This is a genomic window from Leptospira brenneri, assembly GCF_002812125.1.
Taxonomy (GTDB): Bacteria; Spirochaetota; Leptospiria; order Leptospirales; family Leptospiraceae; genus Leptospira_A; species Leptospira_A brenneri.
The window spans coordinates 25,896-41,754 of sequence record NZ_NPDQ01000004.1; the positions used below are offsets into that span (position 1 = coordinate 25,896).

The following is a 15,859-nucleotide window of genomic DNA, read 5'->3' on the forward strand; positions in this document are numbered from 1 at the left end:
TTTCCGCAATAGGCACTAATTATTTTGGACGTACAAACTGTATTTACTACCAAACTTCCAAAACTTTGGAAGGATTATGAAGTTAGAAAAGAACAAATGGAAATGGCCACTTCCATTGAATCTGCATTTAATACTGGTTCAAATTGGGTCATTGAGGCGGGAACGGGTGTTGGAAAGTCACTTGCCTATTTGATTCCCAGTGCTCTTTTCTCTTTAGAAAATGATTGTACTGTTGTTGTTTCGACTGAGACGAAGTCTTTACAAGATCAATTATTATACAAAGACATTCCTTTGGTATCGGAGGCTCTTGGAGTTTCCGTCAATGCTATGGTTGCCCTTGGTGCCAGTAACTATTTATGCAAAAGAAAGTATGCCCGCGTGATGGAAAGGGGGGATTTTGGCCCCGAAATGGAATCCTCGCTTCCCTACTTTGTCAACTGGGAGAAACAAACCACTGCAGGGATTCGGGCTGAATACGACGGATTTTTATCAAATTCCTTTTGGAACTCTGTTTCCAGAGAGTCTGACAACTGTTTGGGGAGAAATTGTCCCAACTTTAGTTCTTCGTATTATTTTTTAGAAAAAGAGAAATGGAAAAAAGCAAATATCCTAATTGTGAACCATCATCTTCTCGCAAGCCATCTAGCCGGAGACTTTAAAATCCTCCCCCCATTTTCCCAACTAGTCATCGATGAAGCACATGCATTTCCTGAAATTGTGGGAAAAGCTTTTGGTTCTGAAATTCGTTATGACTTACTCATGAATTTATTACATTACCTCTACTTCCCAGAAAAACGATCGGGGCTTGTTTTAAAACTAAAAAGTAGTGAAAAAATCATCAAGTCTGTAGAGGCTGCTATCGGTTATGCGAATGATTTTTTCCGAATGTTACTATCTGCCATACCTTTACAATTCAATCAGTTTTCTACACGCCATACAGAACGAATTAAATTGGATAATGGGGCTTTTGAAGATACACTCGCGGACCTTGCTTCACAATTAGAATCTCTACTTTCCAAATACAAAAAAGATAGCGAGGATATGGAAGAGAAGGAAATCGCTCTAGGTTTAGAGATGGTTTCTGGAAATTTAAAAAAAGCTTCTTCGTTTTTAAATGACTTCCGATTGAAAACAAATCCTAATTTGGTATTTTGGATTGAACCTCCTCCCCAGTCTTCGAAAGATCCGTTTTATTATTTATTCTCTCAGCCTAAAAATACAGATGAAATCCTAGCGAATACACTATTTCCCAATATGGATTCTGCAGTGATGACATCAGCAACGCTTTCTCCCACAGCCGGTAATTTTCAATATTTTTTGAAAGAGGTGGGAACTTCCGAAGTCAAAACAAAAACTTTAGCTTCCCCTTTTGCATACAATACACATTCCCTTCTCTTCGTTCCGAAACAAGTGGCAGACCCAGTCCAAGACCCGAGACGAAATAAATCCGATCTTTCTTATTGGATCGCTCGACTTCTCAAACTTTCCGAAGGAGATGCCTTTGTCCTTTTTACATCCAATAAACTTCTTTCCGAACTTTATGAAGAGTTAAGACACCAAGTGCCCTATCCTATTTTTTCCCAAACAGAAATGGGTCCTATTGCCGCCAAACGAGAGTTTCTTGCTAATGAAAAAAGTGTTCTGTTTGGGGTTTCCAGTTTTTGGCAGGGTGTGGACATTAAGGGTGATAAACTGAGGAACGTAATTGTCACCAAACTTCCTTTCCAAGTTCCGACCGAACCTGTTTTGCAGGCAAAGATGGAGGATATGGAAAAAAAAGGAAAAAGTCCGTTTTGGGAAATGCAAGTTCCGAAAACTTGTTTGTTACTACGCCAAGGGTTTGGTCGCCTCATTAGGTCTCAGTCTGATACAGGAATGGTGAGCATTTTAGACCCCAGGGTCCATACAAAGTCTTACGGAAAAAACGTCTTGCAAAGTCTTCCAAAAGGAGTTCCCATCATTACGGAATTTAATGAATTGGAAAGAAAATTCCAACTTTTGCCGAAATCTTAAATATGAAACGAATCTATCTCCTGCTAGCTTTTATGGTAAGTGTTTCTCTTGGGTCAAAACCCATTGAAGATAAGGATATTTATTCTTCTGTTGTCAATTGGACCGATCTTATTGTATCCTCTTCCGTAAAAGAAACCGTTCCCAAAATTGTCTTTGATGAAGAAGACCCAGAGTTCTCTGGAAACAATACAGCCACAAGCCAGGGGAAAGCCCATTCCATGGCGAGGAAAAAAGCCCGCGAAAAACTGAAAGTTCGTCTCAGCCAAAGATTAGAATCCATTCTTTTTAACGCGGATTATACTGTGTATGAATATACACAAGTGAACCAACAGGCAAGGTTGCGACTCAATTCTTATATTGGATCCGAAAAGGAAGAATACGATTTTCAATTTGTGAAAAATGTTTTGGAAGCAAAAGCAAGTTTACCACTCAAAGGAAAAGAAGGAATCCTTGCCAATATACCTTTCGAATATGGAACAGAATCAGTTCCAGAGTTTAGTGAAGAAGTCGTTCCTGTTGAATTTACCGGTCTTGTCGTCGATGCTAGACATTTGAGTTTGAAACGCGCTCTCTTTCCTAAAATACAAACAGATCGTGGTTTGGATATTTATTCTCCTTTGTATGTAAAAGAAGCTTATGCCATTGAAACAGGATATATTGTTTACAGAGAAGAACAAACAGGAAAAGGATATGAAGCAAAAGTGGGAAAGAACCCCTACTTTGTTTTGGCACTTGGAAGTTCGGGAAAAAATCAAACGGATTTAATCATCCCCACTGACGAGGCAGCCAAACTCCTTAGCCACCCCGAAACTAGAAAGAATCTTACACGTTGCAGAGTTTTGATTTTAGTTTCTCGGTAAGAGATAAAAACATTTTTTCTGCTTTTGCATAGTCACCGTGAAAGAGATAAGCAAAACCCATATCCTCTAAATCTTTATGATTGAGTGAGTTTGATTTAGCTTCTAATTCCCCAATTCTAGTATAAACTGAATCATACATTTTTCGTTTTTCTTCAAAACTTGGAAGGTTGAGTTTACCAGGAATGTTTTCAAAAATTAAATTTGCTTCTTTATGACGATCTAAAAATAGAAGAGCCATTCCCACTAATTTATGAATATCAGCATCGTTTAACAATTTCATGTTGTCGCGGAAAACTTTAATCACTTCATCATATTGTTTTAAGTAATATGTACAAATGAGTTCTTCTTTGACAAAAGAGTTATCATTCCATTGTTTTTTGTATCTTGCGATTAATGATTTTGTTTCATCATAGGCTTCTGATCTAAAATAGATTTTAATCGCCGTTTGAATGATGGAAAAACAAAGGGGATTGGTTTGGGTTTTGAAATAAAGATTTAGACTATTACAAGCTTCTGTATTTTTGCCAAGTTCATGGTTTTGAATGGCATCTACCAAGGGAGCAAGGCTCGAAATTCCTTTTGGTGCTGCGATGGTTGCTCTGCCAGTGAGTTCATATAATGCTAGGTAACCAAGGTGTTGGATATAAAAATTTTCAGGATGACGTTTGGCAAGAACCACAACATCTTCGTTTGATCCTACCTCATATAGATCCCAAGCTTCTTGTTCTACTGATGTGTTTAAAACTTGGGTTGCTTGTTGTACCATAAGGTGCCTCTCTTTCCTTAAAAAGATCGGCCTTATCGTAAAATTTCCTTTAAGAAAAATTAAGGGGTAAGCCTGTAAATCATTCTAGGAAAAGGAATGCATTCTCGAATATGGGACAAACCACAAATCCACGCAATCACTCGTTCGAGACCCATTCCAAATCCAGAATGGGGAACAGAACCATATTTACGAAGGTCCAGATACCAGGAATAGTCTTCTGGAGGGAGTCCTTCTTCTTTCAGGCGTTCCACAATCTTCTCGTAAGACTCTTCCCTTTCCGATCCACCAATGATTTCGCCCACTCCATCCGGAGCAATGAGGTCGGCGGAAAGAACAGTTTTGAGATCATTTGGATTTTGTTTCATATAGAAAGCTTTGATGGCCCTTGGGAAATTCTGAATAAAAATGGCAGTTCCAAAATGGGTAGTTAGGATTTGTTCTCTATCGGAATTGATGTCCTCTCCCCATGTGATTTCTTCTCCCGCAGATTGCAGAATTTGGATGGCTTCTCCGTAATCGACTCTTGGGAATGTTTTCTCCAATTGTTCTAGGAGTGGCGTTGGGTCTCGGTCTAGGGCTTTTAAGTCTTCCCTAGTTCTTTCGATGGTGGTGCGAAGGACAGCCTTGACAAATCGTTCTTGTAAGTCTAAATTTCCATCTTGTCCGAGAAAGGCAGTCTCTGCTTCCAACATCCAAAACTCGGTTAAGTGCCGTCTAGTTTTACTCTTTTCCGCTCGAAACGTGGGTCCAAAACAATACACTTTGGAATGAGCGAAAGCCGCCGTTTCCAGGTAGAGCTGTCCTGTTTGGGCTAGGTAGGCCTGGCCTAGGTCAAAGTATTCTGTCGAAAATAGAGTTCCGGCGGATTCCCCAATGGAACCAGTCAAGATGGGTGTGTCGATGAGAGTGTAGCCGTCGTTTCGAAAGAATTCGCGAATGGCAAAGGACAATTCCGAACGCACCCTTTGGATGGCGAGTTGCCTTTTGGAGCGTAACCAGAGATGTCTATGGTTGTGTAAAAAATCCGGGCCATGTTCTTTCGGGGTGATGGGATAACCTTCTGACTCACCGACAAAGGTAAAGGAATGTAGGAATAATTCCTGCCCCCCGGGAGCTTTTGCGTTTTCCTGTGCTACGCCAAAAACGATCAAAGAAGCTTCTTGTGGCAGAGCTTTGATTTGTTTGAAGGTTTCTTCTCCCAAGAATTCTTTTTCGGCTACAACCTGGAAAATTTTTCCATTGGTCCGGAGTTGGAGGAACTGGACGTGGTTATTTCCCCGGAGTCCCTGGACCCAGCCTTGTAAACTATGAGTGGAAGTCGAATTTTCTGAATGGGATTGTGATGGATCTAAACTTGGAATCATGGATGGTTTTTTCTGTTTGCCAGTTCGATTTTCTTTGAAATTTTGAACTTACAGAATGAAATCTAGCATCCTATTAGACGGTAAAGCGATTTCCGAAAAAATCCGAAATCGAATCGCAGAAACACTAGCGAAAGCTAAGTCAGAGGGCAAAGGGGTTCCCACTCTTGCCACCATCCTCGTTGGGGATAACCCGGCATCGGAAACCTATGTCAATATGAAGGTGAAGGCCTGTGAAAAAGTGGGAATGGGGTCACGGTATGTGCGCCTCAAAGAAGAAACAACCACAGAAGAATTGTTAGCTGAAATTCGAAAGCTAAACGCAGATCCATCTGTAAATGGAATCCTTCTGCAACACCCCGTTCCGCATCAAATTGATGAACGTTTGTGTTTTGATGAAATTGCACTAGAAAAAGATGTGGATGGAGTTACCACAATTTCCTTTGGGAAATTATCAATGAATAGTGAAGCCTACTATCCGTGCACTCCGTACGGAATGGTTCTTTTGTTACAAGAGTATGGGATTGATGTTTCTGGAAAACATGCTGTTGTGGTGGGAAGGTCTCCCATTCTTGGAAAACCGATGGCCATTATGCTTACCAACCTGAATGCCACAGTGACTCTCTGTCATTCAAAAACAAAAAATTTACCCGAACTCGTGAAACAAGCAGACATTATTGTTGGTGCTGTTGGTAAACCAGAATTTATCCAAGCAGATTGGATCAAAGAAGGGGCAGTGATTTTAGACGCTGGTTATAATGTTGGAAACGTGGGAGACATCGAAGTCTCTAAAGCTAAGGACAAAGCGTCTTATTACACTCCAGTTCCTGGTGGTGTTGGACCTATGACGATTTCAGTACTTTTACTTCAAACTATGTATAGTTTTTTAAATCAATTTTCACCTAAGTTGGATTCTCATGCCTCAAACCGTTAGTTTTGATGAATGTTTTCAAACGGTTCCAAAACTGGATCCACCTTCGGACTTAGATAGTTTTTGGAAGGAAGGAATCTCCGAATTAAAAAAAGTTCCGATCAAAGCCACTTACAAAACTGTTTTGAAAGGATCTTTTATCTGGGAATCACTCAATGATGTTAGTTTTCAAAGTATCGATAATCACCTGTTACATGGTAAGTTGGCGATTCCAAGAAAAAGAGGAGATCGACCGGTTGTTGTATATTTCCATGATTATTTAGCAGTTCCCGAAGAGATCCAAAAAGGATATTCTGATTTGGGTGTGGCTCAGCTTCATATCACTCTTCGGGGTCATGGAGAGGAAATGATCCAACCACCAGTGGATCCAAATACGGGAAAATCTCCTATCGGTTGGACTCCCAATTATTTTGCACATGGGCTTGACCAAAAGGAAGAGTTTTATATGCGAAAACTTTATTTGGATGTGATTCGGACCATCGAGTTCTTACGTTTAACGGATGGAATTGATGGAGACCAAATCATTTTACATGGTAAGTCACTCGGTTCCGCCCTTTCTGTATTTGGTGCGGCTTATTCGGATAGAATTAAAGGTTTGATCTTAGAAACACCTTCGTTCTGTTATATTGATAAAGATCAAATTTCCTTAAAGGGAAATCCATGGATTCGTGAACTCACTCCCTTTTTAGAAAAACGAGCCACTAAGAAAATAGATTATAAAAAAGAACTGGCATATTTTGATGCATTGAACTTCGCCAAAAAAATTAAAATTCCTGCTCTTTTTTCTTGTGGGATGGAAGATGTAATCTCTCATCCAAAGTCTACTTTTGCTTTGTTTAATCATATGAATTGTGATAAACGTATGCAGTTGTATCCAACCGAAGGAAATGAAGCAGGAAAAGACAAACAACCACAAGCAAACTTAGAATTTGTAAAAGAAATTTTTGCCCTATGAGCCAAGTTCCTTTCGTATTTCAAAATTCAAAGTCAGGAAAAAAAGAACCTTTTTTACCAAAAGATCCCTTAAATGTGTCCATTTATTCTTGTGGACCAACGGTTTATAATTTTGCTCATATCGGAAATATTCGTTCCTTTTTATTTGTAGATGTCCTTCGCCGTTCTCTTTTGTTAGGTGGATATAAGCTCAACCAAGCGATGAATATCACTGACATTGATGACAAAATTATTAATGAGTCGATCAAACAGAAAATCAGTGTCGAAGAATTTACAAAGCCTTGGACGGAAGCCTTTTTTAAAGATTTGGATACTCTCCATGTTCAGAAATTAGAACATTATCCCAAAGCTACTGAATCGATCGAAGATATGGTTGGGCTTGTGGAAACACTGCAATCCAACGGACTTGTTTATGAAAAAGATGGGAACTTATATTTTTCCATCCAGAAGTTTGACCGTTATGGTGAACTTTCTAAAATTGATGTTTCTGGGATGAAGTCAGGTGTTCGTTATGATGCCGATGAATACACAAAAGATGATGTCAGAGATTTTGTTCTTTGGAAAAATCAAAAAACAGAAGAAGAAAAATGTTGGCATACACGGATTGGAAAAGGGCGTCCTGGTTGGCATTTAGAATGTTCTGCTATGATTCGGAAAGTCTATGGATCTGGTGTTGATATCCATACCGGAGGAATTGATTTACTTTTTCCTCATCATGAAAATGAGGCAGCACAAAGTTATGGAGCCTATCCAAAGGAAGAGTTCGTAGGCACATGGCTTCACTGTGAACATCTTCTTGTCGATGGAGAAAAGATGTCAAAAAGTAAGGGAAATTTTTATACCTTACGTGATATTTTAGAAAAAGGATATGATCCGAATTCCATTCGTTACCATTTGATTTCTGCACATTACAGAAGTAAGTTGAACTTTTCTTTGAGTAAATTGGAAGAATCGAAAACGGCAATGGAACGGATTCAAAACACCATCTACCGAGTTTTAGAAACAGGTGATTTATGGAATATTCTTCCTAAAACACTCGGTAATTTAGAATTTACTAATTCTGATTTGCTAAAAATAAATTTGGAATTTATAAACTCTTTAGCAGATGATTTGAACGTCCCGAAAGCACTGGCTTCCGTTTTTGAATTGGTGCGGATTGTGAACCAGTTTTTGGATACAAATACGAATTTAATTGGTTCTCTGTTTTTGAAAGAATCTCTAGAATTGTTTTATCAAATCAATGAACTTTTTGCAGTTTTTTCCTTTGATAAACAAATCCAATCATTAGATGGAATTTCTGAAGATTGGGTTCTAAACCAAATTGAAGCAAGAAAAACTGCAAAACAAAATAAAGATTTCTCTACTGCCGACAAAATTCGTAAAGAGTTGGAAGCAAAAGGAATCCTTCTCACCGACACAAAGGAAGGAATTACCACATGGAAAAGAGCCCAGTAGAAGTACTTTTTGGAAAACGTAACTTTTATGAATTTTTAGAGTCTTTGGAGCAGATGGCTCCAGAACGCGGACTGAAAACCATTCGAGAAGTGATTGTTAAGGATTCGATCGGGAATGAAGAAAAACAAAGAATTCGAGCTTATATTCCCAACTCCGTCAAATTCACAACGGTTTCCATCAGAGAGTTGGATCGGATTGCTTCTGACAAAAACCATCAAGGTTACGCAATCATTCGCACCAAACAAAAATCATTTTTATCACTAGGTTTTGAACAATTTAAACAAAATGTAGAAGTTGGTGAAGGTCCTGTTTTGATTTTAGATAGAATCCAAGATCCTGGAAACTTAGGAAATATTTTAAGAACAGCTGAATGTATGGGCGTGAAACATGTGTTAATGTCTGATCGCGATACTTCCCCTATCACTCCTGTTGTGGAAAAAGTATCTGCGGGAGCAGTTCATCATTTACAAATCTATCGTGTAGCTAATTTGATGCACGGGATAGAGTTTCTTAAAAAAAATGAATATTGGGTTCTTGCCACTGATGAAGAGGGGGAAGAATCAATTTGGGAAACATTGCCAGAGGCTTCCCAGATGGCTGTCATTATGGGTAATGAAGGTGAAGGGGTAAAAAGAATTCTTTTAGAAGAAGCGGACTATGTGGCACGAATTCCACTTTTTGGATCTGTGACTTCACTTAATGTTGTAGTTGCTTGCGGAATTACTTTAGACCGGGTGCAAAATGTACCCCGTTAGGCGATCTGCCTTATCTAGTTTTTTATTTCTTCTGATTGGGATCGTTGTATTCCAGTCCTGTATTTATGATTTTTATAGAAAAGAGTTTGTCTCCGAAGATAAAAAAAACAATGAAGCTTTGTTACTGGCCTTACTTGGCCTTTTACCCAACCCCAATCAGAAATTATACGGGTTCATTCCTGGGTTTTCTCGTAATCTTACCGATTCCCAGTTCCTAAGTGCAGACTTTTTTCCAAAATCGGCAAAGAAGAAAATAATCCTCATTCATGGTTGGAATCCTGCAGAAAGAGATTCAGATCCCATTACCAATGATGAGAAGAAAATTCAGAATATAAAAAATACATTTTCGAATGGTCTCATTCATTTTCAAGAAGGAAGGGATTCTGCAAGTTCGGAATTTGATTTTTATCTTTATACCTACCGCACCTCTAATAGTATTTTGGTCAATGGCAGACAGTTTCATTCAACTTTACGCGCGAGCTTTACTGATACAGATCAGGTATACATCGTTGCCCATTCCATGGGAGGTCTTGTGACTCGGGTTGCTCTATCAAAGGATATTGGTTATCTTCCTTTTGTTCGCCTTGTGGTGACCCTTGCCAGTCCACAATTTGGCTCTCCTTTTGCCACTCCCAGTTTTTTAGGAAGTAACCCTTTTTTAAATGATTTAGGTGGTTATCTAGTTGGAACACAAGGTGGTTCGGAACTTGGTCATACCAACCAAGGTACTGGACAAACAACAATATCGGGAGCTGAGAATTTAGTTTTAGATGTTCTGAATCAGTCCTACTTAGATGCCAATTTAAATGGAAGGTTTGTTAGTTTTGCAGGTGTGATGGCTGTTTCTTGTAACTCAGGAGAAACCTTTTACTACAATACAGGTTGTACGATTTTGAATAATGCAGGTTTCACTCAATCGGATGGAATTGTTCCGCGTAATAGTGCAAGACTAGGAAATTTAACTTATAAACAAATTGATATCGCCGATTGTGATCACTCCATGATGGCCTTTCAAACGGTTAATATTGATGATACGAAAAGTAGAAATCTTTTTACCCAAGTGATTACGGAAATTAGAAATTCGCCTTACTAATATAAAACTATCATACTCACTGATTTTGTAGGGACCGAAGAGATAAATAAAGTCCGAGAAGTCCTAAGACAAAAACAGGAAGTCCAATCAAAATTTCACCTTCCTTCCAGATTAGACATTGGATGGAATACAAACCTCCAAAAACAAATGCTAATCCAGATAGAGTTCCAAGTAGAGATACAACCAATCGATTGGAATGAATGATTTGTGGTTTGTTTTCGCTGGTAAAAAGTCCCTTCCAAAAAAAATACGGTGGTTTTGTTTTCGCATAAAACTGAAATAAAACCTCTTTGTCTGTTCCCGGAAAAAAGTATGTAGAGAGGATGAGTAGAAAGGCAGAAGAAATTGCCGTATATAGAATGGAATAGGGAAATTCCACCTTACAATAAACAGAGAAAAGGAAATATAAAATGGGAGAAAGGAGAAAGGCCAAAATTTCTGTCCAAGCAGAAATTCTCCAAAAGAACCAACGAGCAATTAAGATAAATCCAATCCCAGAGGAAGCTTCGAGTAAAAATACCCAGGCCCCTTTGATGGTTTCCATTCCATAAACTGCAAGAAAAAAGGAACAAACGGCTGTTAGAATTTGAATTACATAGGAGATACTTAGATAATAGGAATCTGATTTTCCTGGGTTTACTATCGGTTTCCAAAGGTCATTAACGAGATAAGATGCACCCCAGTTTAAATGGGTGGCTAGTGTAGAAAGATAAGCCGCCAGAAATGCACTGAGCATAAGTCCAAACATTCCATTTGGCATCCCTTCCTGTAATACCATAAGGAATCCTTTTCCACTTTCTACTTCTGATAAATTTGGATAAAGAACCATTGAAACAAGAGCCACTAGAATCCATGGCCAAGGTCTCACAAAGTAATGGGCTATGACAAACCAGAGAGATCCTTTCAGCGCAGCCTCTTCATTTTTTGTGGCAAGGATTCTTTGTGCAATGTATCCCCCACCTCCAGGTTCAGATCCAGGATACCAACTTGACCACCAAAGGACTGTTAGTAGGATTAAAAAATGATCCCAAGGAAGAGTTCCTGAATTTCCATTTGGAAAAAATAAAATTTTACTGCCATCTAGTTTTGATTTTAGACCTTCGAGCCCACCAATGGCCGGTAATTGTATGGCAAAATAAGCAAATAAAATACAACCAAACCAAGCTAAAAAAAATTGGAAAACATCAATATAAGAAATTCCCCGAAGCCCCGCTATGGATGTATAAAAAACACCAAATAACAAAAGATATATGAGTATATGAGAGGCTGTCCAATGTGGGAAAAACACAGGAATGATCTTTAACATTGCTAAATTAACCCAACCAAGGATCACCAGGTTGAGTAAAAATCCAATAACAAAGGCTTTGATCCCCCTGAGAAAATTGGCTTCCTTCCCACTGTAACGAAGTCCAATGAGTTCCAAGTCTGTAGTGGCTCCGGACCTTTTCCAAAGTTTAGAGAAGAAAAAGACTGTGACAAATCCACCGACAGCCATATACCACCAAATCCAGTTTCCTGCAATTCCTTGACCTCGAATGATCTCTGTGACTGCAAGTGGAGTGTCAGCAGCAAAGGTAGTGGCGACCATTGCCGTTCCAGCGACAAACCAAGACAAATTTCCTTCAGCTTGAAAATATTCTTTAGTGGATTTTTGTTTGGAACGAAAACGAAGGAGAAGAAAGATTATAACAACAAAGGGAAATAGAAAGAATAAAGTATCAAGGATATGGAATGGGATCATAGTCTCACTTTGATTCCCATCTCTTTCATTGTTTGTTTGGTTTCTTGGATGGAAAATTCTCCAAAGTGAAAGATTGATGCTGCAAGAACAGCATCCGCACCGCCGCGTAAAATTACTTCTGCCATATGTTCTGGGTTTCCCGCTCCACCGGAAGCAATGATGGGAATGGAAAGATTGGATGTAAATGATTTCATGAGTGTGATATCAAATCCGTCTTTGGTTCCGTCTTTATCCATCGAGGTAAGAAGGATCTCCCCCGCACCCATTTCCATGGCCTCAGTACCCCAATCCAGTGCTTCCCTACCGGTTTCTAATCGACCGCCATTTAAGTACACTTCGTACCTTTTTCTTTCTGGATGGAATTTTACATCGATCGCACAAACGATACATTGTGATCCATAAATTTCGCTAGAATCCTTTAGTAATTTGGGGTTTTGAAAGGCACTGGTATTAATCGAAACTTTATCAGCACCTTTGTTTAGAACCGCTTTTACATCTTCGATGGTACGAATTCCTCCCCCAACGGTAAAAGGAATAAAGAGTCTGTTGGCAACTTGTTCTACTAAGTGTAGAAGGATATCTCGTTTGTCAGAAGAAGCTGTAATGTCTAAAAAACAAAGTTCGTCTGCTTTGTTCTCTTCGTAAGCGACGGCACAAGAGACAGGGTCTCCTGCATCAATCAAATTTACAAATTGGACACCTTTAACAACGCGCCCTCCTTTGATATCCAAACAAGGAATGACTCTTTTGGTTAGTTGGTCCATTGTTAGGTGATCTCGTTTGGTAGAGTTATCTTACAAATATCCAATTCAGAAACAGATTTTGCAAAACTAAGAAGTTTTGTTTCATCAAAATGAGATGAAGTAATCTGTAGTCCAATTGGTAAACCAGTAGAATCCACTCCCGCCGGACAACTGATGGCTGGAACTCCTGCTAGGTTTACCGAGGTGGTGAGAATGTCTGCTTGGTACATTTGGATGGGATCTTTTGTTTTTTCTCCTACTTTGAATGCCGTTGTCGGTGATGTGGGTTGAAAAATGATATCTACCGATTTAAAAAATTCTGCATATTGTTTACGAATGAGAACTCTTGCTTTTTGAGCCTTTCCATAATAAGCATCATAATAACCGGAACTTAGTGAAAAGGTTCCAAGTAAAATACGACGTTTGACTTCAGGTCCAAATCCTTGTGTTCGGGACTCAGAGTATAAATCATCTAACTTTCCACTTCCTTCCTTACGGAGCCCGTAACGAATTCCGTCAAAGCGACTTAAGTTTGAGGAACATTCTGCAGTAGCAATTAAGTAATAAACGGGAATTGCATATTTAAGTAGAGAAAAATCTAGAGGAACAAGAATGGCTCCCTTGGATTCTAATTCTTTTAATATATCCGTATAACGTTTGTTTACGTCTGTTGAAAAATTAAATTCCTCGGCCTTCATGATACCGATTTTTTTACCTTTCCACTCTACGGAAGAAACGGAATTAGCTTCAAAAGGATTTACTTTTGCAGTTGTTTGGTCTTTGTGATCGAGCCCTGAAATGATTTCCAAAAGGTCGGAGATTCCTTGTAAGTCATTGGAAAATGGACCGATTTGATCAAGACTAGAAGCATAAGCAATGAGTCCATAACGAGAGATACGACCGTAAGTTGGCTTTAATCCCCAAATTCCACAAAGTGCAGCAGGTTGGCGAATGGATCCACCTGTGTCAGAACCAAGAGAAATAGGTAACATTGATCCCGCCACTACCGCCGCAGAACCACCGCTAGATCCTCCAGGAATTCTGTTTGTATCAAATGGATTTCTTGTGGTCTGGAAGGCACTATTTTCCGTAGAGGAGCCCATCGCAAACTCATCCATATTTAGTCTTGGGAACAAAACAAAACCTTTGTCCTTCAATTTTTGAATGACAGAAGCATCATAAGGAGAACGAAAATTTTCTAAAATTTTAGATGAACAGGAAGTGATTTCACCTGTGATACAAATATTATCCTTAATTCCAATTGGGATTCCGTCAAATTCAGAAAGCAACTTTCCCGATTTTCTTCTGGTATCACTCTCTTCTGCTTGTTTAAGGATATGATCTTTGTTGATTTCTAGAAATGCTTTTACTTTGGAATCAACAGTTTCAATTCGTTTTATATAAGCAGAAACCAAATCTTTTGATTTTAGGGAACCATCGTTTAATTTAGTTTTGATTTCAGAATAAGTGAGAAATATTAAATCTTTCATGTTTCAATTACCTTAGGAACGACAACGTATCCATTTTCGTAAAGAGGAGCAATTTTTGCTAAATCGTCTCTTTTTAAACCATTTTCAGCTAAATCCTTTCTTAGCTCGTAAAAAATTTGCTCATAGATTTCGTCATCACCTACACTGGAAGTGTCTAGGTTTTTGATTTCATCAACGTATTGTACAATCCGAGAAAAGTCACTTAACATGGAAGATACTTCCGCCTCTTCGATGTTAAGTTTTGCCAAGTTGGCAATGTTTTTTAGTTCTTTTTCATCCATAAGTTTTCCTCAGTATGCATTCCTATCTATAATTGTCTTTAGGGGCGTAAGTAAAATGATTTTGATATCGAGAAGTAATGACCAATTTTCTATATAAAAAATATCTGCTTCAATTCGTTTTTCGATAGAGGTATCTCCACGAAATCCTTGAACCTGTGCCCAACCAGTAATTCCTGCTTTTGCCGCATGCCGTCTCATATATTGTTGGTGTTCATTTCGAAATTTTTCTACGTAAAAGGGTCGTTCTGGTCTTGGTCCTACAACGGACATGTCACCGAGTAATACGTTAAAAAATTGAGGAGTTTCATCTAAGGATAACTTTCGTAATACGGCGCCAACAGCTGTCACTCGTGGATCATCTTTTATTGTCCACAATGTGTCTGATTTTTCCTTTGTTTGGACAACCATGGACCGAAATTTAATCATTCCGAAGACTTTGTTGTCGAGTCCGACACGTTCTTGTTTATAAAAAACAGGCCCTCTACTTGTAAGTTTTACAAGTAATGCAATGAGAAGGTAAAACGGACTAAATAGTAAAATAAAAAATAAGGAGAATAAAATATCGAAACTTCTTTTTAAAACTAAATTGTATCCTAGCCTTAAAGGGATATTTCGAATGGAGATGATTGGAATACCGTCGAGTACTTCCACTCTTCCTTTGGCTGTTACAATTTCTTCATAACTTGGAATCACTTTTAAATCGATTCCATGAAAATCAGCAATATCGATCACTTCCTTTAAAGAATCTCCTTCTTCATGGGAAAGTGCATAAACGATCAAATCGATGTTATTATTTTCGACATAAGACTCTAATTTTCCGGTTGTGGTGACTGTATGAAGTTTCTTCGCGGAAAGATTTTTTTTCCCAGCAACAAAACCTTTTACTGTATAACCATAAATAGAATGTTTTTTCAGTGTTTCTGAAAAGTTGATAGCAGATTTACCCGTTCCGATAATGAGAACAGATTTTAAGTTAAATCCTTTGCTACGTAAATATTGCATTAAGGATCTTAAGATAAAATGAGAAAAGGAAGTGAGAATGACTGTGCAAATGGCAAAGTAAGCGATAACAAGTCTTGAAAAACTCTCTCCTCGAAAGAAAAAGAGTAAGGATAAAACCACCAAAAGGTTTAAAATCACACCTGTAATGATCGCAAATAACTCATCTGAAAAAGATAATCCTCTTCTTGGATGGTATAGATCTATGGACAAAAAAGAGAGAACTTGTGAAAATCCAAGGACGACACCTAAGATCAAATAGTTTACTGGATCTATCGTTTGAATTTGAAATGATGAGTCTGGTGATAGATAATAACGAATCACATAAGCAGAAACAAAACTTGCAAGTGCGATAAAAAAATCGGTCACTAGGAAGAGGAGTTTGAATGATTGGCTTCTTTCTTTTAACATTTTAAA

Annotated in this window: 14 protein-coding genes; 7 read left to right on the forward strand and 7 right to left on the reverse strand. The window is 38.5% G+C overall.

Annotated features, from left to right (window positions below; translation table 11 throughout):
* Window positions 1-24: 24 nt before the first annotated feature.
* The gene (locus CH361_RS09265; protein ID WP_100790560.1) at window positions 25-2,013 is read left to right on the forward strand and encodes an ATP-dependent DNA helicase; all 1,989 of its coding nucleotides are present in this window, start codon (window positions 25-27) and stop codon (window positions 2,011-2,013) included.
* A gap of 2 nt (window positions 2,014-2,015) precedes the next feature.
* Window positions 2,016-2,873: a hypothetical protein gene (locus CH361_RS09270; protein ID WP_100790561.1), complete on the forward strand. Its 858-nt coding sequence runs from the start codon at window positions 2,016-2,018 to the stop codon at window positions 2,871-2,873.
* On the opposite strand, the gene CH361_RS09275 is transcribed toward CH361_RS09270, so the two are convergent.
* Together CH361_RS09275 and asnS are read right to left on the reverse strand one after the other, a co-directional pair.
* The gene (locus CH361_RS09275) at window positions 2,836-3,639 is read right to left on the reverse strand and encodes a hypothetical protein (RefSeq protein WP_100790562.1); all 804 of its coding nucleotides are present in this window, start codon (window positions 3,637-3,639) and stop codon (window positions 2,836-2,838) included. The genes CH361_RS09270 and CH361_RS09275 overlap by 38 nt on opposite strands.
* Before the next feature lie 59 nt (window positions 3,640-3,698).
* Entirely contained in the window at window positions 3,699-5,003 is a 1,305-nt protein-coding gene (asnS, locus tag CH361_RS09280) for an asparagine--tRNA ligase (RefSeq protein ID WP_100790563.1), read from the reverse strand.
* Between the two features lie 55 nt (window positions 5,004-5,058).
* On the opposite strand from asnS, the gene folD reads away from it, so the two are divergent.
* The 5 genes from folD to CH361_RS09305 are packed head-to-tail and all read left to right on the forward strand — an operon-like array spanning window position 5,059 to window position 10,188.
* Complete coding sequence (folD, locus tag CH361_RS09285; RefSeq protein WP_100790564.1) at window positions 5,059-5,934, forward strand: bifunctional methylenetetrahydrofolate dehydrogenase/methenyltetrahydrofolate cyclohydrolase FolD; 876 nt, start codon at window positions 5,059-5,061, stop codon at window positions 5,932-5,934.
* On the forward strand, window positions 5,918-6,886 hold the full coding sequence (locus tag CH361_RS09290; protein WP_100790565.1) for an acetylxylan esterase: 969 nt from the start codon (window positions 5,918-5,920) through the stop codon (window positions 6,884-6,886). Before folD ends, CH361_RS09290 begins: the two co-directional genes overlap by 17 nt.
* Entirely contained in the window at window positions 6,883-8,340 is a 1,458-nt protein-coding gene (gene cysS, locus CH361_RS09295) for a cysteine--tRNA ligase (protein ID WP_100790566.1), read from the forward strand. Before CH361_RS09290 ends, cysS begins: the two co-directional genes overlap by 4 nt.
* Window positions 8,322-9,095, forward strand: coding sequence for a 23S rRNA (guanosine(2251)-2'-O)-methyltransferase RlmB (gene rlmB / locus CH361_RS09300; RefSeq protein ID WP_100790567.1), 774 nt, complete (start codon window positions 8,322-8,324; stop codon window positions 9,093-9,095). Before cysS ends, rlmB begins: the two co-directional genes overlap by 19 nt.
* Entirely contained in the window at window positions 9,082-10,188 is a 1,107-nt protein-coding gene (locus tag CH361_RS09305; RefSeq protein ID WP_100790568.1) for an esterase/lipase family protein, read from the forward strand. Before rlmB ends, CH361_RS09305 begins: the two co-directional genes overlap by 14 nt.
* 16 nt (window positions 10,189-10,204) lie before the next feature.
* Here CH361_RS09305 and CH361_RS09310 read toward each other — a convergent pair whose 3' ends face one another.
* From CH361_RS09310 to CH361_RS09330, 5 genes are read right to left on the reverse strand one after another with little or no spacing between them, the layout of a single operon-like run.
* Window positions 10,205-11,929, reverse strand: coding sequence for a sodium:solute symporter family protein (locus CH361_RS09310; RefSeq protein ID WP_100790569.1), 1,725 nt, complete (start codon window positions 11,927-11,929; stop codon window positions 10,205-10,207).
* The gene (gene hisF / locus CH361_RS09315) at window positions 11,926-12,693 is read right to left on the reverse strand and encodes an imidazole glycerol phosphate synthase subunit HisF (protein WP_100790570.1); all 768 of its coding nucleotides are present in this window, start codon (window positions 12,691-12,693) and stop codon (window positions 11,926-11,928) included. Before hisF ends, CH361_RS09310 begins: the two co-directional genes overlap by 4 nt.
* 2 nt (window positions 12,694-12,695) lie before the next feature.
* Window positions 12,696-14,162: an Asp-tRNA(Asn)/Glu-tRNA(Gln) amidotransferase subunit GatA gene (gene gatA / locus CH361_RS09320; protein WP_100790571.1), complete on the reverse strand. Its 1,467-nt coding sequence runs from the start codon at window positions 14,160-14,162 to the stop codon at window positions 12,696-12,698.
* Window positions 14,159-14,443: an Asp-tRNA(Asn)/Glu-tRNA(Gln) amidotransferase subunit GatC gene (gene gatC, locus CH361_RS09325; RefSeq protein WP_100790572.1), complete on the reverse strand. Its 285-nt coding sequence runs from the start codon at window positions 14,441-14,443 to the stop codon at window positions 14,159-14,161. The genes gatA and gatC overlap by 4 nt, the downstream gene beginning before the upstream one ends.
* 9 nt (window positions 14,444-14,452) lie before the next feature.
* Window positions 14,453-15,853, reverse strand: a complete 1,401-nt coding sequence (locus tag CH361_RS09330) for an undecaprenyl-phosphate glucose phosphotransferase (protein WP_100790573.1) — start codon at window positions 15,851-15,853, stop codon at window positions 14,453-14,455.
* Between the last annotated feature and the right edge of the window lie 6 nt (window positions 15,854-15,859).

Coding starts and splice junctions, on each gene's coding strand:
- CH361_RS09270 (WP_100790561.1), top strand. CDS start 2,016: ATGAAACGAATCTATCTCCTGCTAGCTTTTATGGTAAGTGTTTCTCTT.
- CH361_RS09275 (WP_100790562.1), bottom strand. CDS start 3,639: ATGGTACAACAAGCAACCCAAGTTTTAAACACATCAGTAGAACAAGAA.
- asnS (WP_100790563.1), bottom strand. CDS start 5,003: ATGATTCCAAGTTTAGATCCATCACAATCCCATTCAGAAAATTCGACT.
- folD (WP_100790564.1), top strand. CDS start 5,059: ATGAAATCTAGCATCCTATTAGACGGTAAAGCGATTTCCGAAAAAATC.
- CH361_RS09290 (WP_100790565.1), top strand. CDS start 5,918: ATGCCTCAAACCGTTAGTTTTGATGAATGTTTTCAAACGGTTCCAAAA.
- cysS (WP_100790566.1), top strand. CDS start 6,883: ATGAGCCAAGTTCCTTTCGTATTTCAAAATTCAAAGTCAGGAAAAAAA.
- rlmB (WP_100790567.1), top strand. CDS start 8,322: ATGGAAAAGAGCCCAGTAGAAGTACTTTTTGGAAAACGTAACTTTTAT.
- CH361_RS09305 (WP_100790568.1), top strand. CDS start 9,082: ATGTACCCCGTTAGGCGATCTGCCTTATCTAGTTTTTTATTTCTTCTG.
- CH361_RS09310 (WP_100790569.1), bottom strand. CDS start 11,929: ATGATCCCATTCCATATCCTTGATACTTTATTCTTTCTATTTCCCTTT.
- hisF (WP_100790570.1), bottom strand. CDS start 12,693: ATGGACCAACTAACCAAAAGAGTCATTCCTTGTTTGGATATCAAAGGA.
- gatA (WP_100790571.1), bottom strand. CDS start 14,162: ATGAAAGATTTAATATTTCTCACTTATTCTGAAATCAAAACTAAATTA.
- gatC (WP_100790572.1), bottom strand. CDS start 14,443: ATGGATGAAAAAGAACTAAAAAACATTGCCAACTTGGCAAAACTTAAC.
- CH361_RS09330 (WP_100790573.1), bottom strand. CDS start 15,853: ATGTTAAAAGAAAGAAGCCAATCATTCAAACTCCTCTTCCTAGTGACC.